Origin of the sequence: Comamonas thiooxydans (assembly GCF_002157685.2) — a bacterium.
Classification (GTDB): Bacteria; Pseudomonadota; Gammaproteobacteria; order Burkholderiales; family Burkholderiaceae_C; genus Comamonas; species Comamonas testosteroni_H.
In genome coordinates, this window is record NZ_AP026738.1 from 103682 (window position 1) to 127825 (window position 24144).

At 61.8% G+C, this 24144-nt stretch carries 20 protein-coding genes, 1 tRNA gene and 1 riboswitch; of the genes, 8 read left to right on the forward strand and 13 right to left on the reverse strand.

The genetic code is table 11. The features are described 5' to 3' along the window. Positions 1 to 25 precede the first annotated feature (25 nt). Genes CTR2_RS00455 through CTR2_RS00465 form a run of 3 tightly spaced genes read right to left on the reverse strand, consistent with a single transcriptional unit; the run spans position 26 to position 3746 of the window. Complete coding sequence (locus CTR2_RS00455) at positions 26 to 1363, reverse strand: UDP-glucose dehydrogenase family protein (protein ID WP_087085523.1); 1338 nt, start codon at positions 1361 to 1363, stop codon at positions 26 to 28. Then, positions 1360 to 2370 (reverse strand): NAD-dependent epimerase, encoded by a 1011-nt coding sequence (locus CTR2_RS00460; RefSeq protein WP_087085522.1) that lies wholly within the window; start codon positions 2368 to 2370, stop codon positions 1360 to 1362. The genes CTR2_RS00455 and CTR2_RS00460 overlap by 4 nt, the downstream gene beginning before the upstream one ends. After that, entirely contained in the window at positions 2367 to 3746 is a 1380-nt protein-coding gene (locus tag CTR2_RS00465) for an ArnT family glycosyltransferase (protein WP_087085521.1), read from the reverse strand. Before CTR2_RS00465 ends, CTR2_RS00460 begins: the two co-directional genes overlap by 4 nt. 265 nt (positions 3747 to 4011) lie before the next feature. On the opposite strand from CTR2_RS00465, the gene CTR2_RS00470 reads away from it, so the two are divergent. Continuing rightward, positions 4012 to 5028 carry a glycosyltransferase family 2 protein gene (locus tag CTR2_RS00470; RefSeq protein WP_087085520.1) on the forward strand — a complete coding sequence of 339 codons (1017 nt, stop codon included), beginning with the start codon at positions 4012 to 4014 and terminating at the stop codon, positions 5026 to 5028. Between the two features lie 32 nt (positions 5029 to 5060). Continuing rightward, on the forward strand, positions 5061 to 5960 hold the full coding sequence (locus CTR2_RS00475) for a lysylphosphatidylglycerol synthase transmembrane domain-containing protein (protein ID WP_176391758.1): 900 nt from the start codon (positions 5061 to 5063) through the stop codon (positions 5958 to 5960). Here CTR2_RS00475 and CTR2_RS00480 read toward each other — a convergent pair. Next, positions 5951 to 7249 carry an O-antigen ligase family protein gene (locus CTR2_RS00480; RefSeq protein ID WP_087085518.1) on the reverse strand — a complete coding sequence of 433 codons (1299 nt, stop codon included), beginning with the start codon at positions 7247 to 7249 and terminating at the stop codon, positions 5951 to 5953. The two genes, CTR2_RS00475 and CTR2_RS00480, sit on opposite strands and share 10 nt — an antisense overlap. 76 nt (positions 7250 to 7325) lie before the next feature. Between CTR2_RS00480 and CTR2_RS00485 the strand changes: the two genes are divergently transcribed. Beyond that, positions 7326 to 8090, forward strand: a complete 765-nt coding sequence (locus tag CTR2_RS00485; protein ID WP_087085517.1) for a glycosyltransferase family 25 protein — start codon at positions 7326 to 7328, stop codon at positions 8088 to 8090. On the opposite strand, the gene CTR2_RS00490 is transcribed toward CTR2_RS00485, so the two are convergent. After that, positions 8080 to 9213, reverse strand: coding sequence for a glycosyltransferase (locus tag CTR2_RS00490; RefSeq protein WP_087085516.1), 1134 nt, complete (start codon positions 9211 to 9213; stop codon positions 8080 to 8082). The two genes, CTR2_RS00485 and CTR2_RS00490, sit on opposite strands and share 11 nt — an antisense overlap. Before the next feature lie 62 nt (positions 9214 to 9275). Between CTR2_RS00490 and CTR2_RS00495 the strand changes: the two genes are divergently transcribed. Then, entirely contained in the window at positions 9276 to 10241 is a 966-nt protein-coding gene (locus tag CTR2_RS00495; RefSeq protein ID WP_176391768.1) for a glycosyltransferase family 32 protein, read from the forward strand. Between the two features lie 46 nt (positions 10242 to 10287). On the opposite strand, the gene CTR2_RS00500 is transcribed toward CTR2_RS00495, so the two are convergent. The 4 genes from CTR2_RS00500 to radA all read right to left on the reverse strand — a co-directional run bounded on the left by CTR2_RS00500 (position 10288) and on the right by radA (position 13681). Next, a complete protein-coding gene (locus tag CTR2_RS00500; protein ID WP_003059801.1) occupies positions 10288 to 10497 on the reverse strand; it encodes a zinc-finger domain-containing protein in 210 nt (69 codons plus the stop codon). Between the two features lie 142 nt (positions 10498 to 10639). Further along, positions 10640 to 11578 (reverse strand): branched-chain amino acid transaminase, encoded by a 939-nt coding sequence (locus tag CTR2_RS00505; RefSeq protein ID WP_087085515.1) that lies wholly within the window; start codon positions 11576 to 11578, stop codon positions 10640 to 10642. An 81-nt stretch (positions 11579 to 11659) separates the two neighbouring features. Further along, positions 11660 to 12115, reverse strand: coding sequence for a glycerate kinase (locus CTR2_RS00510; protein ID WP_087085514.1), 456 nt, complete (start codon positions 12113 to 12115; stop codon positions 11660 to 11662). A 180-nt stretch (positions 12116 to 12295) separates the two neighbouring features. Further along, a complete protein-coding gene (gene radA, locus CTR2_RS00515) occupies positions 12296 to 13681 on the reverse strand; it encodes a DNA repair protein RadA (RefSeq protein WP_012836620.1) in 1386 nt (461 codons plus the stop codon). Positions 13682 to 13862: 181 nt separating this feature from the next. Between radA and CTR2_RS00520 the strand changes: the two genes are divergently transcribed. Next, positions 13863 to 13939, forward strand: a tRNA-Met gene (locus CTR2_RS00520). A 163-nt stretch (positions 13940 to 14102) separates the two neighbouring features. Here the strand turns inward: CTR2_RS00520 and CTR2_RS00525 are convergent. Further along, positions 14103 to 15410 (reverse strand): Glu/Leu/Phe/Val family dehydrogenase, encoded by a 1308-nt coding sequence (locus CTR2_RS00525; protein WP_012836621.1) that lies wholly within the window; start codon positions 15408 to 15410, stop codon positions 14103 to 14105. 209 nt (positions 15411 to 15619) lie between these two features. Between CTR2_RS00525 and CTR2_RS00530 the strand changes: the two genes are divergently transcribed. Then, positions 15620 to 16543: a fumarylacetoacetate hydrolase family protein gene (locus CTR2_RS00530; protein ID WP_087085513.1), complete on the forward strand. Its 924-nt coding sequence runs from the start codon at positions 15620 to 15622 to the stop codon at positions 16541 to 16543. Positions 16544 to 16695: 152 nt separating this feature from the next. Here the strand turns inward: CTR2_RS00530 and CTR2_RS00535 are convergent, their stop codons facing one another. Beyond that, complete coding sequence (locus CTR2_RS00535; protein WP_176391757.1) at positions 16696 to 17805, reverse strand: PPK2 family polyphosphate kinase; 1110 nt, start codon at positions 17803 to 17805, stop codon at positions 16696 to 16698. A gap of 126 nt (positions 17806 to 17931) precedes the next feature. After that, the gene (locus tag CTR2_RS00540) at positions 17932 to 18843 is read right to left on the reverse strand and encodes a LysR family transcriptional regulator (protein WP_087085512.1); all 912 of its coding nucleotides are present in this window, start codon (positions 18841 to 18843) and stop codon (positions 17932 to 17934) included. A 72-nt stretch (positions 18844 to 18915) separates the two neighbouring features. Between CTR2_RS00540 and CTR2_RS00545 the strand changes: the two genes are divergently transcribed. Continuing rightward, a complete protein-coding gene (locus tag CTR2_RS00545) occupies positions 18916 to 19440 on the forward strand; it encodes a PACE efflux transporter (RefSeq protein ID WP_140401088.1) in 525 nt (174 codons plus the stop codon). A 111-nt stretch (positions 19441 to 19551) separates the two neighbouring features. On the opposite strand, the gene gltS is transcribed toward CTR2_RS00545, so the two are convergent. Beyond that, a complete protein-coding gene (gltS, locus tag CTR2_RS00550; RefSeq protein ID WP_087085777.1) occupies positions 19552 to 20790 on the reverse strand; it encodes a sodium/glutamate symporter in 1239 nt (412 codons plus the stop codon). Positions 20791 to 21209: 419 nt separating this feature from the next. Then, a riboswitch (S-adenosyl-L-homocysteine riboswitch) is annotated at positions 21210 to 21319 on the forward strand. Positions 21320 to 21355: 36 nt separating this feature from the next. On the opposite strand from gltS, the gene metH reads away from it, so the two are divergent. Further along, positions 21356 to 24115 carry a methionine synthase gene (metH, locus tag CTR2_RS00555; protein ID WP_087085511.1) on the forward strand — a complete coding sequence of 920 codons (2760 nt, stop codon included), beginning with the start codon at positions 21356 to 21358 and terminating at the stop codon, positions 24113 to 24115. The last annotated feature ends 29 nt before the right edge of the window (positions 24116 to 24144 follow it).

Genomic DNA, 24144 nt, shown 5'->3' on the forward strand with positions numbered 1-24144 from the left:
GTTTCGGCCTGCGGGGCTTTTTGTTTCAGCGCGGAGGCTGGGCGGGGCGGCCTATGGAGACATAGCCCAGGCCATGGCTGGCAGGCAGGGCAGGCTCGTAGAGGTTGCGGCCGTCAAAAATCATTCTGTCGTTCAGCGTTGCGGCCAGCAGGTCGAAGTCCGGCGCACGGAAGATCTGCCATTCGGTCACGATGGCCAGGCTGTCTGCATCCTGCACGGCAGCAAGGGGGCTATCCACCAGCTGCAGGTCGGCACGCTCGCCGTAGATGCGACGGGCTTCCTTCATGGCAACGGGGTCGTAGGCTTTCACCTTGGCACCGGCGGCCCAGAGCGACTCCAGCAGATTGCGGCTGGGCGCTTCGCGCATATCATCGGTATTGGGCTTGAAGGCCAGGCCCCAGACGGCGATGGTCTTGCCCTCAAGCTGGCCGCTGTAGAAGGCGCTGATGCGCTCGAACAGCACATTGCGCTGGGCATGGTTGCGGTCCTCTACGGCATTGAGCAGCAGGGGCTCGAACTCGACCTCCCTGGCGGTGTGGATCAGCGCCTTCACGTCCTTGGGAAAGCAGCTGCCGCCATAGCCCACGCCCGGGTAGATGAAGTGATAGCCGATGCGCGGATCGCTGCCGATGCCGCGGCGCACGGCCTCCACATTGGCACCCAGCTTTTCCGCCAGGTTGGCAATCTCGTTCATGAAGCTGATCTTGGTCGCCAGCATGGCATTGGCCGCATATTTGGTCAGCTCGGCGCTTCGGACATCCATCGTCACGATCTTGTCGCGATTGCGGTTGAAGGGGGCGTAGAGCTCGCGCAGCTTGGCTTCGGAAGCCGGGTTGCCGGTGCCGATGATGATGCGGTCCGGGCGCTGGCAGTCGCCCACGGCCGCGCCTTCCTTGAGAAACTCGGGGTTCGACACCACATCGAACGGGTATTGCACATTGCGCTGTGCAAGGCCTTCGGCGATCACGGCCGAGACCTTGTCCGCCGTGCCCACGGGCACCGTCGATTTGTTGATGACGATGCGCGGGCCGTCCATGTGCTTGGCAATGGTGCGGGCAACAGCCAGCACATATTGCAGGTCGGCGCTGCCGTCTTCATCGGGTGGTGTGCCCACGGCCAGAAAGATCAACTCGCTGTGTGCCACGCCTTCGGCGGCATTGGTGGTGAACTGCAAGCGGCCCAGTTGCTGGTTGCTGGTGACGAGTGCATCGAGGCCAGGTTCATGGATGGGAATCTGTCCGGCCTTGAGTGCCGCGACTTTCTTCTCATCCACATCCACGCAAAGCACCTGGTGGCCCACATCGGCCAGCACGGCGCCTTGCACAAGACCGACATAGCCGGTACCAAAGACAGTAACTTTCATACGCGATAAAAAGAGCGATACCAATCCACAAAATGCTGCACGCCCGTGACCACGGGCATGGCTGGCGAGAAGCCGACCCAGGCCTGCAGGGCGCGTGTGTCGGCCGAGGTGCTGTGCATGTCCCCGGGCTGTATGGGCAGCATTTGCTTGCGAGCGGTCATTTGCAGGGCGCCTTCCAGTGCCGCGATGTAGTCCATCAGCACGGTGGGTGCGTTGTTGCCGATATTGAAGATGCGATAGGGCGCGGTGCTGGTGCCAGGGTTGGGGTTCTGGCTGTCATGGCTGGCGTCGGGCGTGGCGGGCTTGTCCAGCACGCGCATGATGCCTTCGACGATATCGTCGATATAGGTGAAGTCGCGCACCAGCTTGCCTTCGCCATAAACATCGATGCTCTCGCCCGCGAGTATGGCCTTGGTGAACTTGAACAAGGCCATGTCGGGGCGGCCCCAGGGGCCGTACACCGTGAAGAAGCGCAGGCCTGTGGTGGGTATCCCGTACAGGTGCGCATAGCTATGGGCCATCAGCTCATTGGCCTTCTTGGTGGCTGCGTAGTAGCTGATGGGGTGGTCCACCGCGTCGCTTTCTGCAAACGGCATCTTGGTGTTGCCGCCATAGACGCTGGAACTGCTGGCATAGACCAGATGCTCGACCTGGTGCTTGCGGCATCCTTGCAAGATATTGCCAAAGCCCAGCAGATTCGAGTCGGTGTAGTCGTCAGGCTGATCGATGGAGTAGCGCACACCGGCTTGTGCGGCCAGGTGCAGAACTTTGCTCGGGGCTACCTCGGCAAACAGGTCGGACATGCCTTGCCGGTCCGCCACATCGAGCTCCACAAAGCGGAAGTGGGCGTGTGGGCGCAACTCGGCGAGGCGGGCATGCTTGAGCGCCACGTCGTAGTAGTTGTTGAGGTTGTCGATGCCAACCACGGGCACGCCTTGCTCAAGCAGTCGCTTGGCGCAATGCATGCCGATAAAGCCGGCACAGCCGGTGATCAGAACGGGATTCATGGGGCAATCCAGAGGTATTGGTATTGCGCAGATGTTGCGCTGGCAGGCATTTTCTCGAAAGGGATGCTCAGTGTCTGCACCGCGGTTTTTGTCTGAGTGGTGAAGACGCCGTCCCACCAGTCCGCGACGGGCTTGTCGGCGCGTGTAATCAACAGCAGGCCGCCAGCGGTATCGGCTTTGGCCTGAGACAGGCACTGCCTCAGCTGTGCGCCATCGGAGCAGCCCAGGGCGTAGGTTTGCGGGAACTGCGAATGCAGCATGGCTGCCATCATATGGTCCGAGCCAACGATGACGCCCTTGCCGTCATAACCGGCCTTGCGTAGTTCCTGGGCCAGCGTCTTGACCGGATGGTTGAGTTCGTCGGGATCGTTCTTGCGGCCACCCTGCCAGGGACGCAGCGTGGCCATGATCAGAAAGATCAGGGCAAAGACGATGACGAAGACGGTGAACATGCGGCCCACGCCCTGCTCCAGCAGTGCCGGGCGCCAGACATACAGGGTCAAGGGCGCAACAGCCGTCAGAGGCAGCATCCAGCGCTGTTTGAAGTCCGTGACATCTGCCGCCAGCACCATGCCCAGCAGGCAGATGGCAATGATGAGCAGGTAGTTGCGCAGCAAAGGCCTGGCCCACTCCTGGCCCGGCAAAGACGCTTTGGTTCCGGGTTTCCAGAGTCTGGAGCGGTAGCTGATCAGAGCGGCAATCAGCCACAGGCCCAAGGTCGAAAGCAGGGCCTTGAGCAGATTGCCCAGACCTTTCAGATGCGAGGCCTCGGTGGAGATGGACATCTTCTGTACGGTTTCGGTGGTTGCCATGCCCCAGTGCGAAGCCAGCCAGAAGCCATGAGGCGCAAACACCAGCAAGCCCACCAGCGGAGCCAGCCACCAGCCCCTGGCGAAGATGGCCGAGCGGACCTGTGCCACCGTCATGGAGGCCACGAACAAGGCGCCAATGAGCATGGCATAGCTGTATTTGGACAGCATGCCCAGACCGCAGAAGAGGCCGATCAAAACAAAATTGATGGCTTGCGGCCTTTGCACCTGGCGCAGCACGGCCCACCATAGCCCCATGGTCATGGCCGTCACCATCACCGTATGAGTCTGGTCGCGCAGCGAGTCCCAGCCGAAGGGAGGCATCAGCAGCAGACCTGCGGCAACCCACCAGGCACCTTTCTGATTGAGCACCTGCCGGCCAGCCAGCCATGCCAGGCAATAGGCCAGGGCAATCAGCAGATGTTTGAGCAATGCAAGAGCCAGCACAGAAGGGCCGAGAAGCTGACAGACCGCCCATTGCATCCAGGTATACAGAGGCGGCTGCGGGCCATAACCCAGCTGCAATTGCTGGGCCCAGAGAATCTGTTCGGACTCATCCCATTTCATGCCTGCTGAAATGCTGATACGGGAAACGATATGGGCACAAACTAAAAGAGCCAGCCATATCCATGGCTTGGCATAAAGGGTCTGCTGCCAGTCTGGGCGAATAGAAGTCGAGGAGTTTGATGCCATAGGATTTGGCGGGTGCACATATTTTGATAGTGTGCACTTACGATTGCGCTTGGCTTTGCAGGCCAAACAATGGGCCTGGCGCAAATGGCACCTAGGGTATTCAGTTAGTATAGGTGACTGTTATCCAAAATCATTGAGCATGACGTCCGTGCACGATTCCAATCCCGAAGTCTCCATCGTTGTTCCTGTTTATAACGAGTTCGATAATCTGCCCGATCTGGTGGCCCGTATTGACGAGGCCATGCGCACCCAGTCACTGAGCTACGAACTGATTGCGGTGGACGATGGGTCGACGGATGGCAGTGCCAGACGTCTGCGTGAGCTGGCCGAACAGCATCCCTGGGTGCGCGCCGTCTGCCTGGTGCGCAATTACGGTCAGTCCAGTGCCCTGCAGGCCGGTTTTGACCGGGTGCGCGGCCGGTATGTGGTGACCCTGGATGCAGATCTGCAAAATGAGCCCGGTGATATTCCGCTGTTGCTGGAACGTCTGGAAAACGATCCCGATGTGGACATGATCTCGGGCTGGCGCAAGAATCGCCAGGACAAGGCCCTGTCGCGCCGCCTGCCCTCGGTGCTGGCCAACCGCCTGATTTCCAAATTCACCAATGTGCAGCTGCATGACTATGGCTGTGCATTGAAGGCCTATCGCCGCGAAATCATTGACCGCATTCGCCTGTATGGCGAGATGCACCGCTTCATCCCCTCGCTGGCGCGTGATGCCGGTGCGCGTATCACGGAGATTCCGGTGCGTCACCATGCACGCACGCGCGGTGTCTCCAAATACGGCATAGATCGCACCTTCCGGGTGATTCTGGATCTGATCTTCATTGTCTTTTTCATGCGCTTTCGCCAGCGTCCGCTGCATGCCTTCGGCGGCATGGGACTGTGGATGGCAACGCCTGGCGTGCTGATCCTGCTGTGGCTGCTGGCGCAGAAGATCATGGGCGAATCGATTGGTGGCCGTCCCCTGCTGATGGCGGGAGTCATGCTGGTGCTCATGGGCATGCAGTTCATCGCAGCGGGCCTGATCGGCGAGCTGCTGACGCGTATCTATTACGAGTCGGGCAGCGGCCTTCAGTACCACGCCAAGGATTACAGCGCAGCCAAGCACAAGCCCGAAGAAAAAACAGCGAAAACCGAGACCCCGGTCCTGTGAGCAAGGCGCGGAAGGCGGTTGTCCGGGCCCTGATGGGCATCGCCTTGCTGGCAGCCGTTGTCTATCTCGCCAACCCTGTGCAACTGTGGGGTCGGCTGCAGCAGGCCAGCCCCTGGTGGTTGCTAGGGGGCTTCGGGATTTCCATTGCCTCGAACGCTGTGTCGGCATGGCGCTGGCGTGCCATGGCGCGGTGGCTGGGAGCCGAGATGTCGGTGACCTCTGGCATACGCTGGTACTTTCAGGCCATTGGCCTGAATGTGTTGCTGCCTGGCGCTGTTGTGGGCGGAGATGTCTATCGTGCGATTGCGCTGCAGAAGACCGGGCAGGCCAAGGCGGCAAGCAATCTTTCAGTGATTCTGGATCGCGTCAGCGGTCTGTGGATGCTGTGTGCGATCGGTGGCCTGGGGGCGGTGGCCTGTGCTTCCACACTGGCTCCCTGGCTGCACATGAACACCACGGTTTTCATCGCGCTGCTGCTTGTCGGCATCATGCTGTGGTTGCTGCTGCCTTGGGTTGCCCTGCAGGGCTTGCGCAGCAACTGGTTCAAGTTGCCTGGTGCATGGCTGGAGCCTGTGCGCATGGCGGCAAGCAGCCCGAACCTCCTGCGGCAACTGTGGGTGCAAGCCGCATCCTCGGCATTGGTGCAATTGCTGTCCGCTGCTGCGCTGGCATGTGGGGCCATGGCTCTGGGCCTGCATTTGCCGCTGGCCATATGGGCCTTTGTCATCGCCCCCGTGTTTCTGATGGCGGCACTGCCTGTCAGTGTGGGCGGCTGGGGCACCCGTGAAGCCGCTGCAGTGGCAGCCCTGGCGCCCTTCGGAGTACCTGCGGTGCTAGCGGTTGGGGTTGGGCTCTTGTATGGTGTCTTTGCCCTGGGCCAGGGAGCTCTGGGAGCTCTGGCCCTGGGTTTGCCTGGCAGGTCTCAGGACTGAGTTTGGGTGACTGCAGACGGGGTTTCCATTCTGCAAATACCGCCCCAGAGCACGGCGAGGCTGAAAATATAGAACATGTTTCCGCTGTTGTGCGCGAAGAACACCTGGGTCCAGCCAAAGCCGAAGTAGGCCAGCGGCAGCAGTGTGGCGGCCGCGCGCAGAGCCAGCAGCTTGGAGCGCTGCGCCGCATCGGCGTGCGCCAGACGGCGCTGCGTGGGCCAGAAAATGGCTGCAGGCACGGCGTAGAACGCCAGCAGCAGGATCAGACCTGGCAGCCCGCGCTTGACCCACATGTCCAGGATCTCATTGTGCGCATGCCCATATTCCATGACCGAAGGGTGGGCCAGGCCTTGATCGACCATTTGCTGCTTGGCTGCAGAATAGCCGGTCAATCCCCAGCCGCTGAAGGGGCGCTGCTCGATCAGATGTATGGCAAGCCGCCATTGCTCCAGACGCTGGCCGACAGAGGTCACTGCATATTTCTGCGGGTCTTGCAGATACTGTGAGACTTCCCGAGCAGCTTCACTGCTTCGTTGTTCCAGCTTCTGGTAGGCCGGCACTGCCACGATCAGCCCGAGCAGCAGCATGGCTGCCGCCGTCATGCTGGCCAGACGCTTGTAGCCATTGAGCCATGCCATCAGCCAGATGGCCGCAATCAGCAGCGGGATCACGACCCAGGAGCCGCGGGAGTCGGAAAGAAAGGACGCATAAATACCGCATGCACCCATTAGTCCCAGAGCTATTGTTTGAGACTTGCTCCAGCGGCCCAGCAAAGCCAGGGACAAGGTGGCAAAACCCATATACATGGCGATGCCACCATACTGGATGGCATTGGTGAAGCCGGAGACACGTAGCATCTTGAGCACGCCGGCTTGATACGCAGCAATCGCCAGAGCACCCACACTCCCCAGAGCCAGGCCCCAGACAATGGCCGTGAGCCGGATACCTGTTTTGCTCAGATACCAGAGGCTGAGAGCGGCCAGCGCGTATTTCGCGCCATAGCCCCAGCCCGCCGCCGAGAACCAGTGGTCGAAGGACAGGCTCCAGAGCAGGCCCAGCACCAGCATCAGCCCCACCAGCACGAAAGTTTCGCGTCGAGCGGGGCCTCTGGGGCGGGCTGCGATACAACCGGCGAGAGTCAAAAGAGCCAGGGCCGTGGATCCGTAAGAGTAGCCCGAGGGGACGCAAAGACTCAGCGCAAAGAATGCAAAGCAGGCGGCATCCAGGGCATGAGCAAGAGCAGCAGCCCGCTTGCCGGCTTTAGGTGTGACTTGTGTAGGCACATTCATAGTTGTCAATCAGGTTCTCCTGCGAGGCAGTTGGCTTCAACCTACACTGCAGGTCTTGTATTCGGTGCAGAAGTGTATGTCGTCATTACCCATTGTCTTTATCAATCTGTCCAAGGATGCAAAGCGCCACGAGCGGATGACAGCCCAGCTCTCGCAAATGGGGTTGACAGCGTCGCGCTTGCCTGCAGTGTGGTGGGCGGATCTGTCCGAGGCTGAGCAAAAACGTTACTTTTGTGCGCCGCAAAGCCATGGCCGCTACTTCAAACCTCTGAGCAACGGAGAGAAGGGCTGTTACGCCAGCCATCTGAGGTCATGGCAGCAACTCATGGATAGCGACGCTCCTGCCATGGTGGTCTTCGAAGATGATGTGCGGCTTCTGCCGGATTTGCCCCAGGCACTGGCCGCGATTGAAGCACTGCCCGTCGATGGCAGCTGGGACATGATCAAGCTCTACGGGCGCGAGCCGGAAAAGATCGCGGATCAAGGCCCGTTGGTTGAGGGATCTTTGCAACTGATCTCCTATAAAAGGGTGCCCAGCTTTGCCGCAGGCTATGTCATCAGTCGGTCCGGTGCCCGCAAGATGCTGGAGGCACGTATTCCCTTCGATAGACCAGTCGATGTGGATATTCGCTTCTGGTTTGAGAACGACCTGCGTGTGTACGGGGTTTACCCCTCGGTCATTGCTCTGGATGACACCAGCGAGATCAGCAGCATCTGGGCCCAAAAAGAAGCACCGGCGAGTCGTTTGCAAAAAATGCGCAAATTCAAGATGAAGCTGGCTTTGAGCTGGGGGAACTTTCGGGCTTCAAAACCTCTTGTAACGGCAGTTCTCAAGCGCTGACCGGCAGCAGTCTTTGATAGTGGCACCACATCTGCTCTCGTCCGTAGTGGCTTAGTGCGTGGACACGCGCCGCTGCGCCCAGGCTCTGGGCCAGCGCTGGATTCTGGAGCAGTCTTTGCAATGCGTCGGCCATGGAGTCGGGGTCTGACTCCCGCACCCGCAGGCCGTTCACCTCGGGGGTGACGACTTCCCGGGCTCCGATGACATCGGAAACCACACAGGCACAGCCTGCGGCCATGCCTTCCACCAGAGCCAGAGGCATGCCTTCCCAGTGCGTAGCCAGAACAAAGATCTGAGTTCTGGACAGTCGCTGGGGCAGGTCCGAGACATTGCCCAGGAAGCGGACCTGCTGCTCAAGTCCCAGCTCAGCCACCAGTCGCTCGGCTCTGGCTCTGAGCGAACTCTTGCCTGCCCCGGCCAGATAGAGTGTGGGCGTCAGGCCGCGTTGCCTGAGCGCGGCCAGAGCCCTGATCAGCGTGTCGTGATCTTTCTGGCGCGCAAAGCGCGACGCCATGTAAATGGCCGGCTCGCGTTCCTGCCAGAGCTGGGGCATGGAGTCTTTAGCAAAGCGTGTCAGATCGATGCCGTTGCAGATGGCAATGCATTTTTCGGCCGGGAAACCTCGTTCGACCAGACTGGTTCTGACGCCTTCAGAGACGCCGATATGGGCCTGGGTGAACGGCTCCAGTGCCAGGGCCTGGCGCAGACGACGCGGCGTGTAGCGCTCACGCGAGTTGTGCTCCACATGAAAGATATGCGCCACACCTTCGGCAGCAGCAGCGCGCCTGCCCCAGATATGGTCGCTGAAACCATGGGCGAACATCGCATCGGGCTTGAAGTCTCGAATGACTTTGCGCAACTCCCAGACGGTGAGTGCATGCAGCCAGTTGGACACCACCTTGACCTGAAGGCCTTGCTGGCGCAGGGCATCGATCTTGCGCTCATCCGTGCTGGGCTTGCGGCGCAGCACCAGCAGAACTTCATATCCTGGCGTGTGTAGTGCGGCCAGACTCAGGTCTACCGCGACCTGGGTGGCGCCGGAAAATCCTCCGGTCACGAAGTGCAGGATTCGGGCCGGCGTTGTAGCGTCAGGTTTTGGCTCAGGGAAAGAGTGTGAGTTCATTGTTCTGGTGGACAATCTGCACAGATCATTTGCGTCTATTGTTTCTTTTTGTTTTTCGCACCATGACCCGGATTCCTGCCCAATTATTCAAAAGTGCATTGAAGCTGGTTCAGCCCCGGACGCTGAAATCCTCAGCAAGCTATTGCGACGCAATACCGGTCATTGTCGAAGGCGAGATAGCTGCTTCCGCACCGCAACTAGCGGCGTCGCCGGGCGCTGCGATTCCCAAGAAATTGTGGACCTACTGGAACCATGCTCAGCCCGACTCGTTTGTGCGCGAATGCATCCAGAGCTGGCGTTTGCAGTGTCCGGATTATGAAGTATGCCTTGTGCATCCTGGCAACCTGGCCCAGTACGTGGCACAAGAAGCTTTGCCTGCCCGGTTCCATGAGCTGCATCCCACCAAACAATCTGACTGGCTGCGCCTGTACCTGGTGGCCCTGCATGGAGGCTTCTGGCTGGATGCCAGCACCCTGCTGACGCGCTCATTGGGCTGGATGCAGGCAGCCGTCGACTCCAGGACTGAGTTTGTGGGTTTCTATCTCGAGAAATTCACCACCCTGGTGCAGAGGCCTGTGATCGAAAGCTGGGCATTTGGCGCTTTGGCGGGCTCCGATTTCATCGTCGCCTGGCAGCGGGAATTTCACCAAGCCTTGATTGTCGAGGGAACCGAGGCCTATCTGCAGCGGCTTCAGGCACAGCCCGATTGGGTCGGTATCCGGCAGAACATTGGCGATCCCCATTACCTGCTGATCCATGTCACTGCACAGCAGGTTCTGCGCCAAGGACAGTATTCACGCATGGCATTGTTCAAGGCCGAGGACTCGGCCTATTACTATCACCGTGCCTTGCGCTGGAAATGGTATTTGCTGTATCCCCAGCTGTGTCGGGTTCAGGGGCCGAAGATCAGCGCTCCCATCGTCAAGCTCAGAGGCGGAGAGAGGCGGCATTTCACGGAAATGTTCAAGGCCCACGGCGGGGCAGTGCCAGGCAGCACCTGGCATCGGGCTCTCAATCCCGAGGCATAAAAAAAGAGGCTCCTATCGGGAGCCTCTTTCATGAGCGGTGGCTGCTTCAATGCCCGCCAGCAAACACCTCACCGGCCTTGAGGCGGTAGGTCGTGCCGCAATAAGGGCATTTGGCGTCGCCGGTCTTGGCCACGTCCAGATAGACCTTGGGGTGGCTGTTCCACAGCTTCATGTCGGCCTTGGGGCTGGGGCAGAACACGCCACCTTGTGCGTTGAGGTCTTTGGCGGCCAGTTCGACGACGGCATTCGTGGTCATTTCTCGTGTCTTTCGTGTTTTCAATAATGAAGCATGGCCGGAAATACTGGCGCAATTGAGGTCAGAAGCACCAAGCAAGGGCCGTCCCGCAGCGACGGTGCTGTCCCCAGAGGGGGAGGCGGCAAAGCCGCCCGGGGGTGATTTATACCAAGGTCAGCCAGTGTGTGTACTTGGGATTGCGGCCGTTGACGATGTCAAAGTAGGCCGCCTGGATTTTCTCGGTGATCGGGCCGCGGCGGCCTTCGCCGATCTGCACGCGGTCCACTTCGCGGATGGGCGTGACTTCTGCGGCGGTACCGGTGAAGAACAGCTCGTCCGAAATGTAAAGCTCATCGCGGGTGATGCGCTTTTGCACCACTTCCAGGCCGAGGTCCTTGCAGATGTGCAGCACGGTGTTGCGCGTGATGCCGTTGAGTGCGCCGGCGGACAGGTCGGGGGTGTAGATCACGCCATCCTTGATCACAAAGATGTTCTCGCCCGATCCTTCGGAGACAAAGCCCGATGCATCCAGCAGGATGGCCTCGTCGTAGCCGTCGTCCAGAGCCTCGGTATTGGCCAGGATGGAGTTGGTGTAGTTGCTCACCGCCTTCGCCTGGCTCATGGTGATGTTCACATGGTGGCGCGTGTAGCTGGAAATCTTGGTACGGATGCCGCGCTGCATGCCTTCCTCGCCCAGATAGGCGCCCCAGGCCCAGGCAGCCACCATCAGGTGGATGGTATTGCCCTTGGGCGAGACACCCAGCTTGCGGTCGCCGATCCAGGTCAGCGGGCGCAGATAGCAGGATTTGAGGCCGTTGGCCTTGACCACCTCGACCTGGGCCTGATTGACCAGCTCCTGGCTGAACGGGATCTGCATGCGCAGGATCTTGGCGCTGTTGAACAGGCGCTTGGTGTGCTCTTCGAGGCGGAAGATGGCCGTGCCCTGCGCGGTTTCATAGGCGCGCACGCCTTCAAAGGCGCCGCAGCCATAGTGCAGCGTATGGGTCAGCACGTGGATCTTGGCATCGCGCCACTCCACCAACTGGCCATCCATCCAGATCTTGCCGTCGCGGTCGGACATCGAGGGAACAACAGGGCTCATAAAACCATCCTCTATGGGTTGTGTGTTCGGCGGGCGCTGCAGCCGGGTCGGCGGCAGCGCTTGTCTCCTGAAGCTGCCATTTTAGGGGGAGGTCGGGGCCGATGTCCGGTCTGTTGTTTGCACATCAGCCGCTGCCGTGTCTTCCTTTTGCTCGGGACGCTGCAGCTCCCACTTCATGAGACGGCCAGCGACGAACTCGCAGGTCACATGGGACTGCGAGCCGTCGGTCCAGCGGTAGATCTCGGGGCTCTGGCCTTCTTCGGACAGGCGCTGGCCCAGGGAGCGGGTCATGGCCACCACATGGACCAGCGGGACCTTGGGCTTGAGCTTGGCATTGAGCATCACGGCACTGCCCACATAGCCGATAGGCCGGTCCGACGCCTTCTTCATGATGGTCATCAGGCGCGTGAAGTGCAGCAGTCCCCACATGAGGATGCCGCCTGCCACGGCCGCCACGCCCGGCCAGCCCGCAGAGTTGTAGGCTGCAATCGTCAGCACGATCAAGCCCAGGGGAACCAAAATATTGCGCAAATTCATGGGCTTATTGTCTTACGAGGGTGTGGGTTTGAGGTTGCGGACAGTGCGTATGTCCGCACAGGCCGCTGTGACCAAGGGGTTTTCAAAAACAGTAGCTGAATACGTATTTCAATCAACGATTTCAGATCATTTATTGGCTGATATCGATAACTAATAGGCGCAAGCAGCTATCAAAATACATCAACCAATGCCGCGCACGATGTTGATGGCTTCATCAACGCGCTCCACGGCATGGATGGTCAGGCCGGCGATGGGCTTCTTGGGGGCATTGGCCTTGGGAACCACGGCGATAGTGAATCCCAACTTTGCTGCTTCCTTGAGACGCTCCTGACCGCGAGGGGCGGGACGCACCTCGCCGGCCAGACCGACCTCGCCAAACGCGATAAAACCCTTGGGCAGCGACTTGCCGCGCAAACTGGAAGTGATCGCCAACATCACCGCCAGGTCAGCTGCAGGCTCATTGATGCGCACGCCGCCCACGGCATTGACGAAGACATCCTGGTCGGCGCAGGCCACGCCCGCATGGCGGTTGAGCACGGCCAGAAGCATGGCCAGCCGGTCGCGGTCCAAGCCGACGGAGAGGCGGCGCGCGGCCGGGCCGCCCTGGTCCACCAGGGCCTGGATTTCCACCAGCATGGGGCGCGTGCCTTCGAGTGTCACCAGCACGCAGCTGCCGGGCACGGGCTCGCTGTGCTGGCTCAGAAAGATGGCGCTGGGGTTGGTCACGCCCTTGAGGCCTTTTTCCGTCATCGCGAAGACGCCGATCTCGTTGACGGCACCGAAGCGGTTCTTGATGGCGCGCACCAGGCGGAAGTTGCTGTGCGTGTCGCCTTCGAAGTAGAGCACTGTGTCCACCATGTGCTCGAGCACGCGCGGGCCGGCCAGCGCGCCGTCCTTGGTCACATGGCCCACCAGAATGATGGTGATGCCCGTGGTCTTGGCCGCGCGCGTCAGATGGGCCGCGCATTCGCGCACCTGGGCCACGGAGCCAGGGGCCGAGGAGAGCTGGTCCGAATACACGGTCTGGATCGAGTCGATCACCACCACGGCGGGCTGGGTGGCCTCCACGGTGGCCAGGATTTTCTCAAGCTGGATCTCGGCCAGCACATTGACCTGGCTGTTGTCCAGCCCGAGCCGGCGCGAGCGCAGCGCCACCTGGGCGCCGCTTTCCTCGCCCGTTACATAGAGCGTGGGCAGGCCGATGCGGTGCAATGCATCCATGGCCTGCAAAAGAAGTGTGGACTTACCTATTCCGGGGTCGCCGCCGATCAGCACCACGCCGCCTTCGACCACGCCGCCGCCCAGCACGCGGTCCAGCTCCTCGATGCCGCTGGGGGTGCGCGCCACATCCTGGGCCTCGATGGCCGACAGCGGGGTGACGGGCTGAGCATTGGCCAGACCTGCATAGCCCTGAGGCTGGCTCAGGCGATTCTTGCCGCCCGAGGCGGAGTCGGCCACGGTCTCGACCAGGGTGTTCCAGGCGCCGCAGCCCGGGCATTTGCCCAGCCAGCGCGGACTGGTGCCGCCACAGGCGTTGCAGGTGAAAGTGGTTTTCTCTTTGGCCATGGGCGGCAACTATACCGACTGGCCCAGGCGGCAATTGCTGCCGTCAATGCGGAGAGGGTGACAAATTTCAGAGCCAGTAACCATAAAAAGCGCGCGTTTATATAACTGCTCCGCATGACAGGCCGATTTAGGCTACAATTGCGCCTATCGACACAGCAGCAGCTGTTGAGAAACAAATTACCGCGCGATGGAGCAGTCTGGTAGCTCGTTGGGCTCATAACCCAAAGGTCGGAGGTTCAAATCCTTCTCGCGCAACCAAACAAAAAGCCTTCTGGAAACAGAAGGCTTTTTTCGTTTGGGCCTCAAACCCGCTTGCCCTCTCCAAGAGACGGCAAGCTAGGGCTGGACCGATGGCGAAGCCGGTATCCCCCTTCCGGTTGATGCCAGAGAGGGGGAAGCGGCAAAGCCGCTCAGAGGCAGATCATGGATACAGGCCGCGCGCCTCGCGGGCATGGAGAATGCGCTTGCAGGCCACGATGAAGGTGGCGGTGCGCAGTGTCACCTTGTGCTCCTGGGCCACGGCCCAGACGCCGGCAAAGGCTTCCTGCATGATGCGCACCAGACGGGCGTTGATTTCGTCTTCGGTCCAGAAGAAGCTGGAGAAATCCTGCACCCACTCGAAGTAGCTCACGGTCACGCCGCCGGCATTCGCAATCACGTCGGGCAGAACCAGCACGCCTTTTTCGCTGAGGATGTCGTCGGCCTCAGGAGTGGTGGGGCCGTTGGCACCTTCGATCACCAGCTTGGCCTTGATCTGGCCGGCATTTTCCTCGGTGATCTGGCCTTCCAGTGCCGCCGGGATCAGGATGTCGCAATCCACGCCCCAGAAGGCGGCTGCATCCATGGCCTCGCCACCGGCAAAGCCACCCACACCGCCGGTATTGCCCACATGCTCCAGCAATGCCGTCACATCCAGGCCATTGGCGTTCTGAATGGTGCCCGTATGGTCCTGCACGGCCACGACCTTGGCGCCGGCATCGGCAAACAGCTTGCCTGCAGTGCCGCCCACATTGCCGAAGCCCTGCACGGCCACGCGTGCGCCATGCACATTCAGGCCGGTGAGCTTGGCGGCTTCCACGCCCACGGTGAACACGCCGCGGCCCGTGGCCTCGACGCGACCCAGCGAACCGCCCAGGTCCACGGGCTTGCCCGTGACCACGCCGGTGGCCGTGGCGCCCGTGTTCATGGAGTAGGTGTCCATCATCCAGGCCATGACCTGGCCGTTGGTGTTCACGTCAGGTGCCGGAATGTCCTTGGTGGGGCCGATCAGCAGACCGATTTCGCTGGTATAGCGGCGTGTCAGGCGCTCCAGCTCAGCCTTGGACAGCTTTCGCGGGTCGACACGGATGCCGCCCTTGGCGCCACCGTAGGGCACGTTCACGGCTGCATTCTTGATGCTCATCCAGGCCGACAGTGCCATCACTTCGGACAGCGTCACATCCTGGTGGAAGCGCACACCGCCCTTGCCGGGACCGCGGCTCAGATTGTGCTGCACGCGATAGCCCTCGAAGTGAGCGATACGGCCGTCGTCCATCTCGATGGGGACATCGACGACCAGGATGCGCTTGGGGCGCTTGAGCGTTTCCACCCAGCGGGCCAGCGAGCCCAGGTAGGGGGTGACACGGTCGACCTGTTGCAGATAAATGCCCCAGGGACCGAGATGATCGGGGTTGAGGTAGGAGGGCAGAGCATGCGCTGTGGACAGCGCTGAAGAGTCTTTGGCTTGCATGATGTAGGCCTGGTTGACTGAGTGGAGCAAGGTCGTTGTAAGCCCTTGCTGTCCGGGATTCACAGTGTGCGCGCGCCGAATTTTCCTGTCCAAGGCTTCTTGCTTGCGATGCTATGCATTTTGTGCATAACCATCTGAAAGCCGCTCTGGATGTGGGCCAAGCACTGAGCTGCTGACATGGAGACCGGAAATTTGCAATCATTGCCGTCATGTCTGAAAACAATGATTGCAAAAGCGGCTGGTGCGGCCCGGCACCGTTCGCCAATACCCCGCCCATCGGTCTGGCTCCCGAGTTGCAGACGCAGGACGAGGTGCTGCCCGACTGGGAGACGTTGTGGCCCGATTTGCCCGAGGACAGCTATGCCACGGCCGATGCGCTGTGGTGGTCGCGCAAATTGGGCACGGCTCAGGCCCAGGGCGCCGACGTGGCTGCGCTGATGCGCGATGCCGCCGATGCCCGTGCCGTGCAAAGCGCGCTGGCGCGCACCTGGAACTGGTGGCCCGCCGATCGCGCGCCGCGCTACTGGAAGTCCGGTGGCCCGGGCCGCAACGCCGAGTTGCTGCATGTGCCGTTGCCCGAGGACGGCATTCGCCAGGGCGTGAATCCGGTGCCCGCGCCCGACACCGTCTTCAATCTGCGCTGTGCCGAGGCCGAGATCGCCCTGCGCATAGGCCGGGAGGTGAGCGCCGAGCAGGCCGCAGCCCTCGATTACGACAGCGCGCTGGCGCTGGTGGATGCCGCCTGCGTGGCCGTGGAATGGGTGGATGTGCGCTGGCGCGACGGTCTCAAGGCCCCGGCCCTGGCCTTGCTGGCCGACGGCCAATGCCATGGCGGACTGGCGCTGGGCGAGTGGCAGAGCGCTTCCGCCATCGCCGGCCGCGACTGGGCGCGGCAACTGTGCACGGTGATCGTGAACGGCGGCCCGCCGCAGCGCTTTACCGGAACGCACAGCTTGGGTGATCCGGCCTGGCTGCTCGTGGACTGGCTGCAGCATGTGGCGCGCGAATACGGCAGTGTGCCTGCCGGCACCGTGGTGACGACAGGAACCTGGTGCGGCTGCATGCCGCTTCAGGCCGGCGATCGCTTCGAGATGGAATTCGACGGCCTGGGCGCACTGGGCTGGCAGTTCTGATCCATCCTGAGGTCTCAAGAACAGGAGCTGCTGGCGCTTGTTGATGAATGATTTCAGATGCCTTTGAATCTGAAATTCTTTGCTTGCATGCGTTAGAAGCTCTGTTTTTAAGAGCGAAACGCGAACGCTGATGGCTGCGGGCGCTGGCCGCGTCAGCGGACCTTGATGTGATCGAGCGCTGGTGCGCCGGGCGGATATTGCAGCTCCAGATTGCCCAGCACCTCGCGCAGCACCGTGGCCACCATCAGATTGCGGTGGGTCTTGGAGTCGGCGGGCACGATCGTCCAGGGCGCCCAGGGCGTGTGCGTGGCGCCCAGTAGCTGGCCGTAGGCCTGCTGGTAGTCGTCCCACTGGGCGCGCACCTTGAGGTCGTTCTCGTCGAACTTCCAGTGCTTGCTGGGGTCGTCCAGCCGCTGCTGCAGCCGCTCGCGCTGTTCGTCCTTGCTGATGTGCAGCATGAACTTGACGACCACCGTGCCGGTCTCGCTGAGCATGCGCTCGAAGTCATTGATCTGCGCATAGCGCTGGTTCTGCTGCTCGGGCGTGAGCCAGCCGTTGACCACGGGCACCAGCACGTCCTCGTACTGGCTGCGGTTGAAGAGCACGATCTCGCCCGCACCCGGCATCTGCTGGTGGATGCGCCACAGATAGTCATGTGCTTTCTCGGTCTCGGTGGGCGCCTTCCAGCCCACGGTGCGCACGCCCAGCGGCGACATGCGACCGAAGACCGCGCGCAGCGTGCCGTCCTTGCCGGCGGCATCCATGCCCTGCAGTATGACCAGCAGCTTGAAGCGCCGGTCGGCATAGAAGATGTTCTGCAGCTCGTCCAGCGCCTCGGCCAGCTGGTTCACGCTCTCCTTGTCATATTGCTTGCCCTCGTCCGAGGAGAAGGGCTTGGCGGCCGGGTCGAACTTCTGCAGATCCACTGCGGGCCGAGGGTGCCCGGTGGTCAAACGACTGTCCCGTGGCTGGCCCGGTTGCCATGGCTGCCATAGCTTGCGCAGCGCCTTGTCCTTGGTCTCGAAAGGATAGACCTGGGCAGCGGCGGGCGCTTTGGCCGCAGGCGCAGCGGTCCGGGTCACGGTTTTGGCGGCAGGCTTTTTGCGCGGCACAGGCCGGGAGGGCGATGGCTTGGCCGCCTCGGAGGCCTGTACCGATTCGCTGGTCGGAAACGGCAGGTGTTTGCGTGCCGGCTTGCGGTCCGGTTCGGTGGTCGCAGCAGACGATGTGGCGGGGGCGGCTTTGGCGGGCTGACGGGGCATGTAGTGAAACTCCTGTGCAGTGCAAATTGATTCGCTATGGAATGACTAGCGGCTGGCGCTTGTACATTCTGCTCCTTAAGCTTTTTGGGCTTCAAGGCTAAATGTTGGAGGCCGCTTCATGGAAGCTCAGCGCTCGCGCAGCAGTTGCACAAAGAGCCGTGCTGCCAGACCTTGCGGGCGCTCCTTGGACCAGACCCAGTCCACGCACAAGGTCGTGCCGTTGCTCAGATTGAGCACGGGAATTTCCATCAGCGCGCCGCTGCCGATATGCGATTCCACCAGGCCTTTGGGCAGCCAGCCCCAGGCCAGACCTGCACCTATCAGCGAAAGCGCTGCCTGGTGGCTGTCCGTGCGCCAGAGTTGGCGCGCAAACACAAAGCGCGGGTCGGTCTGCTGCGGATCGCGGCTGGCCACCAGCACCTGGCGCGTGGCGGCCAGCTGCTCCACCGTGAGCTGTGGCCGTGTGGTGCGGCCCTGCTCATGCTCGGCCAGCGCCTGCTGCCAGGGCTCGAACTGCGGCGACATCACGGCCACCAGCGTCTCGCGGCCCATTTCCTGGAAGCCCTCGCGCCCGTCCATGGCGGGCCGCTCGAAGACCAGGGCCAGATGGGCGCGGCCCGCATGCAAAAGCTCCAGCGCATCGACCTGGGGCGCTGCGAGTACCTCGATGGGCAGGGCCGGAAATTCGTGCACCAGCTGATTCAGCGGCTCGCTCCAGTGCGTGGCCAGCAGCTCGGGGGCGATGGCCAGCGTCAGCCGCTCTTCCAGCCCTGCGTGCAGGGTCTGGGCCTGCCAGTTCAGCAACTGCAACTGCTCGGCCAGCAGGCGTGCCTGCGGCTCGAGCGCGCGGGCGGCAGCGCTGGGCACGGGCTCGCGTCCGCTGCGGTCGAACAGCTGCAGGTCCAGCTCGGCCTCCAGCTGGGCAATGGCCATGCTCACGGCCGAGGGCACACGCCCCAGCTTGCGTGCAGCCGCCGAGAAGGAGCCGGCATCGAGCACGGCGAGAAACAGCGGAACCTGGTCGGCGCTAAAGGGCATGGTGTCGATCTGTCAGAAAAATTGAAAGGAACTGACTTTTATCTTCAATTTCCAGAACATACACTGCGACCCATGTCTCAACAAGCCTCAGCGACGGCATCCGCTTCTTCCTCTGCCGCGTCTCTCAAAAATACCGCCGCTTTTGCGGCCCCCGCCAAGGCCAGTGGCCTTCAAGGTCCCAAGCGCCGCATCCTCTATGTGGGTCTGTACGAAACCATTGCCATCATCGTCTCCAGCCTGATCTTCATGGCCATCGGCCAGAAGGCCAGCGATTCCGGCGTCATGGCCGTGGCCGCCTCGGTGATCGCGATCTGCTGGAATCTGAGCTTCAACTACCTGTTCGAAAGATGGGAAGCGCGCCAGAGCGTCAAGGGCCGTTCCCTGATGCGCCGCGTGGTGCATGCCATCGGTTTCGAAGGCGGCATCGCCGCCATGCTGATTCCGCTGATGGCATGGTGGTTCGGCATCTCGCTGTGGGAAGCCGCCGTCATGGAAGCCGGCCTGCTGGTGTTCTTCATGGTCTACACCTTTGCCTTCAACTGGGCGTTCGACCGCATCTTCGGTCTGCCGGCTTCGGCTCAGGCAGTGGCGGCCTGATCCCGGCCTGAGCTGCCTTTGGCGCTTGCCCGGCAAGCGTGGGCAGCCATGAAAAAAGCGTGTTCCTGTCTGGCAGGAACACGCTTTTTTTTTTGGGGACTGATGTGGCGGTCAGCGAAGAATGCTGAGCATGGCCTGCAGCACAAAGGCGTTGATGATGTCGATGAAGAAGGCTCCGACCAGGGGCACGATCAGAAAGGCCTTGTGTGAAGGGCCGTACTGGTTGGTGATGGCCTGCATATTGGCCACGGCCGTGGGCGTGGCGCCCATGCCGAAGCCGCAGTGGCCGGCGGCCAGCACGGCGGCGTCGTAGTTGCGGCCCATGATGCGGAAGGTCACGAAGGCCGCATACAGCGTCATGACGATGGCTTGCGCGGCCAGAATGACCATCAGCGGGCCGGCCAGGTCGGTCAGCTCCCAGAGCTTGAGCGACAGCAGCGCGATGGCCAGATACATGGACAACGAGGCATTGCCGAAGACGTCGATGGCGCGGTCAAAGACCTTGAAGCCGAACATATAGTCCAGCACGTTGCGGATGATCACGCCGCCGCCCAGCGCCCAGACAAAGGTAGGCAGCTGGATGACCGTTCCCATGGTCAGGCCGGTCATGAATTCGGCAAAGGCTAGGCAGCCCGCGAAGAGGGCCAGCGTCTCCACCGCCGCATCGGCCGTGATCAGGCGCGGAGCCTTGTTGGGCGACTCGAAGTTGGCGACCTCGCTGCCTTCGCTCACGGTGGGCGCATCGGCGCGCAGCTGCTCGGACTCGGTCAGCGGCTGGGCCAGCTGATGGCGCGTGATCAGCCGCTTGGCCAGCGGGCCGCCCACCAGGCCGCCGATGATCAGGCCGAAAGTGGCGCAGGCAATGCCCAGGGTGGTGGCTCCCGTGAGACCGTATTGGTTTTCCAGCACCGAGCCCCAGGCTCCGGCCGTACCGTGACCGCCCACCAGCGTGATGGAGCCCGCGACCAGGCCGATCAGCGGATCCAGTCCCAGAACAGTGGCCAAGCTTACGCCCACGATGTTCTGCATGATGATGAAGACGGCAATCACGCCCAGGAAGAGGAACAGCGCCGAGCCGCCCTCACGCAGCTTGGCGAAGTTCGCGCTCAGGCCGATGGACGAGAAGAACACCAGCATGAACGCCGACTGCAGGCCGCCCTCGAAGCTCAGCGCCAGTCCCGTGGTCTGATGCAGCATGAAAATGATGGCCGCCACGACCAGGCCGCCGGAGACGGGCTCGGGAATATTGAAGTCGCGCAGAAAGCGGATATGTCTTGTCATGAGCTTGCCAAGCATGAGCACAAGCACGGCCATGATGAGGGTGTAGTACGCGCCGAAGGTCACGTTCATGAAGATCTCCTGGGTGTTCCATGCGATGGCCGAACGGCCTGCCCGGTCATGGCTGGCAATCGGCTGTGCACGGCTGAGCACATGGACCAGACATTTGCTGTCGATGGTGCCAAAGACTCAAAGATAGGGGCTGTAGGTGCTTGTCCACTCATGGCAGGCGGACCCGTTGGTGCCGGGCAGCCTGAGAGCAGGAAAGCGGTGTGCGCCATTCCTTGCGGATGCGCACCATGCCACGAATATGCTTGAAATGAGATGGCTGCATTCGTGTTTTGCGAAATTACCTTTTGCCGTGCTCCTGTTTTTGGGATGCGGAAAGTCGAATCTGCTATAGCCATCCGCAAGCCGCGCGCCTCGGCCGCCAATGGGGCAAAGCGCCTTGAACCCCCGATTGCCCGCCCTCGCCGTAGAATGACGGGCTTCACCCCGAGGAGCGCTGCAGCCGGTCATCCCAGAGATGTTTGACCCGTCAGGCTCGGGGTGGCAGATCCGTTTGGCGATCTGCCCGTACCCACAACGGCGCTCACCTGTTTTCGATTCTGTTTCTGGTTTTCACACAGGTGAGCTGATGTCCGCTGCTACCCCTTCCACCGCCATTCCTCCCATGCGCCTGTCGGGCCTGGAGCCCGTCTTCATCGGCGATGAGACGCTGTTCGTCAACGTGGGCGAGCGTACCAACGTCACCGGCTCCAAGGCCTTTGCGCGCCTGATCCTCAACGAGCAGTACGAAGAAGCGCTGGCCGTGGCGCGCCAGCAGGTGGAAAACGGTGCCCAGGTGATCGATGTGAACATGGACGAGGCCATGCTGGACAGCAAGGCCGCCATGGTGCGCTTTCTGAACCTGATTGCCTCCGAGCCCGATATCGCCAAGGTGCCGGTGATGGTGGACAGCTCCAAGTGGGATGTGATCGAGGCCGGCCTGCGCTGCCTGCAGGGCAAGGGCATCGTCAACTCGATCTCCATGAAGGAGGGCGTCGAGGAGTTCAAGAAGCACGCCAAGCTGGTCAAGCGCTATGGCGCTGCCGCCGTGGTGATGGCGTTTGACGAAAAAGGCCAGGCCGACACCTTTGCACGCAAGATCGAGATCTGCGAACGCGCCTACCGCATTCTGGTCGACGAAGTGGGCTTCCCGCCCGAGGACATCATCTTCGACCCCAACATCTTTGCCGTGGCCACCGGCATCGAAGAGCACAACAACTACGGCGTCGATTTCATCGAGGCCGTGCGCTGGATCAAGCAGAACCTGCCCGGTGCCAAGGTCTCGGGCGGCGTCTCCAACGTGAGCTTCTCCTTCCGCGGCAACGACCCCGTGCGCGAGGCCATCCACACCGTGTTCCTCTATCACGCGATCGGGGCGGGCATGGACATGGGCATTGTCAATGCCGGCATGGTCGGTGTGTACGACGACCTGGAGCCACAGCTGCGCGAACGCGTGGAGGATGTGGTGCTCAACCGTCGCCCCGATGCGGCCGAGCGTCTGCTGGAGATCGCCGACAGCGCCAAGGGCGCGGCCAAGGACGACAGCAAGAAGCTAGAGTGGCGCGGCACGCCCGAGGCACCGAAGACTGTGGGCGAGCGTCTGTCGCACGCCTTGGTGCACGGCATCACCGACTTCATCACCGAAGACACCGAAGAGGCCTACCAGCAGATCGTGGTGCAGGGCGGCGGCCGCCCGCTGCACGTGATCGAAGGCCCGCTCATGGACGGCATGAATATCGTCGGCGACCTGTTCGGTGCCGGCAAGATGTTCCTGCCCCAGGTGGTCAAGTCCGCGCGCGTGATGAAGCAGGCCGTGGCCCATCTGGTGCCCTATATCGAGGAAGAGAAGCGCCAGCAGGAAGCGGCGGGCCTGGACGTCACCAGCAAGGGCAAGATCGTCATCGCCACCGTCAAGGGCGATGTGCACGACATCGGCAAGAACATCGTCACCGTGGTCCTGCAGTGCAACAACTTCGAAGTCATCAATATGGGCGTGATGGTGCCCTGCCACGAGATCCTGGCCAGGGCCAAGGCCGAGGGCGCGGACATCATCGGCCTGTCGGGCCTGATCACTCCCAGCCTTGAAGAGATGCAGTATGTGGCCGGTGAGATGGACAAGGACGACTACTTCCGCATCAAGAAGATTCCGCTGCTGATCGGCGGTGCGACCTGCTCGCGCGTGCATACGGCCGTGAAGATTGCGCCCAAGTACGACGGCCCCGTGGTCTATGTGCCCGACGCCTCGCGCTCGGTCAGTGTGGCGCAGAGCCTGCTGGGCGAAGGCAAGCAGGCCTATCTGGACGAGCTGAGCGCCGACTACGACAAGGTGCGCACCCAGCATGCCAACAAGAAGAAGACGCCGCTGTGGACGCTGGAGCAGGCCCGCGCCAATGCTGCCGTGGTGAACCATGCCCCCGTGGTGCCGCGCACCCTGGGCCGCCGCGTGTTCAAGAACTTCGATCTGGCCGAAATTGCCCAGTACATCGACTGGGGGCCGTTCTTCCAGACCTGGGATCTGGCGGGGCCGTACCCTGCCATCCTCGACGATGAGGTCGTGGGCGTGGAGGCGCGCAAGGTGCTGGCCGATGCCAAGCTCATGCTGCAGAAGATCATCGACGGCCGCTGGCTGCAGGCCAATGGCGTGATGGGCCTGTTCCCCGCCAACCGCGTGGGCGACGACATCCTGTTCTATACCGATGAGTCGCGCAGCCAGGTACTGACCACCTGGTACGGCATGCGTCAGCAGACCGAGAAGCAGGCCGTGGCCGGCCCGGATGGCCGGCCCGTGATGCGCCCCAGCCGCTGCCTGGCCGACTTTGTGGCCGCCAAGGAGTCGGGCATTGCCGACTATGCCGGTCTGTTTGCCGTGACCGCCGGCATCGGTGCCGAAAAGAAGGACAAGGAATTCGAGGCGGCGCTGGACGACTACAGCGGCATCATGTTCAAGGCCCTGGCCGACCGCCTGGCCGAAGCCTTTGCCGAGTGCCTGCACCAGCGCGTGCGCAAGGATCTGTGGGGCTATGCCGAAGACGAGAACCTGAGCAACGAGGAACTCATCAAGGAAGCCTACCAGGGCATCCGTCCTGCGCCCGGCTACCCTGCCTGTCCCGATCACACGGCCAAGATCGACCTGTTCAAGGCGCTGCAGGCCGATGAAATCGGCATGACGCTGACCGAGAGCCTGGCCATGAACCCGGCATCCAGCGTGAGCGGCTTCTACATCGGCAACCCCGAGGCCAGCTACTTCAACGTGGGCCAGATCGGCGAGGACCAGCTCGCCGACATGGCTCAGCGACGTGCTATGGATGTCGAGGAGCTGCGTCGCTATCTGGCGCCGAATCTGGGCTGAACCAGCTTCGAGATCGCACTTCGCAAATG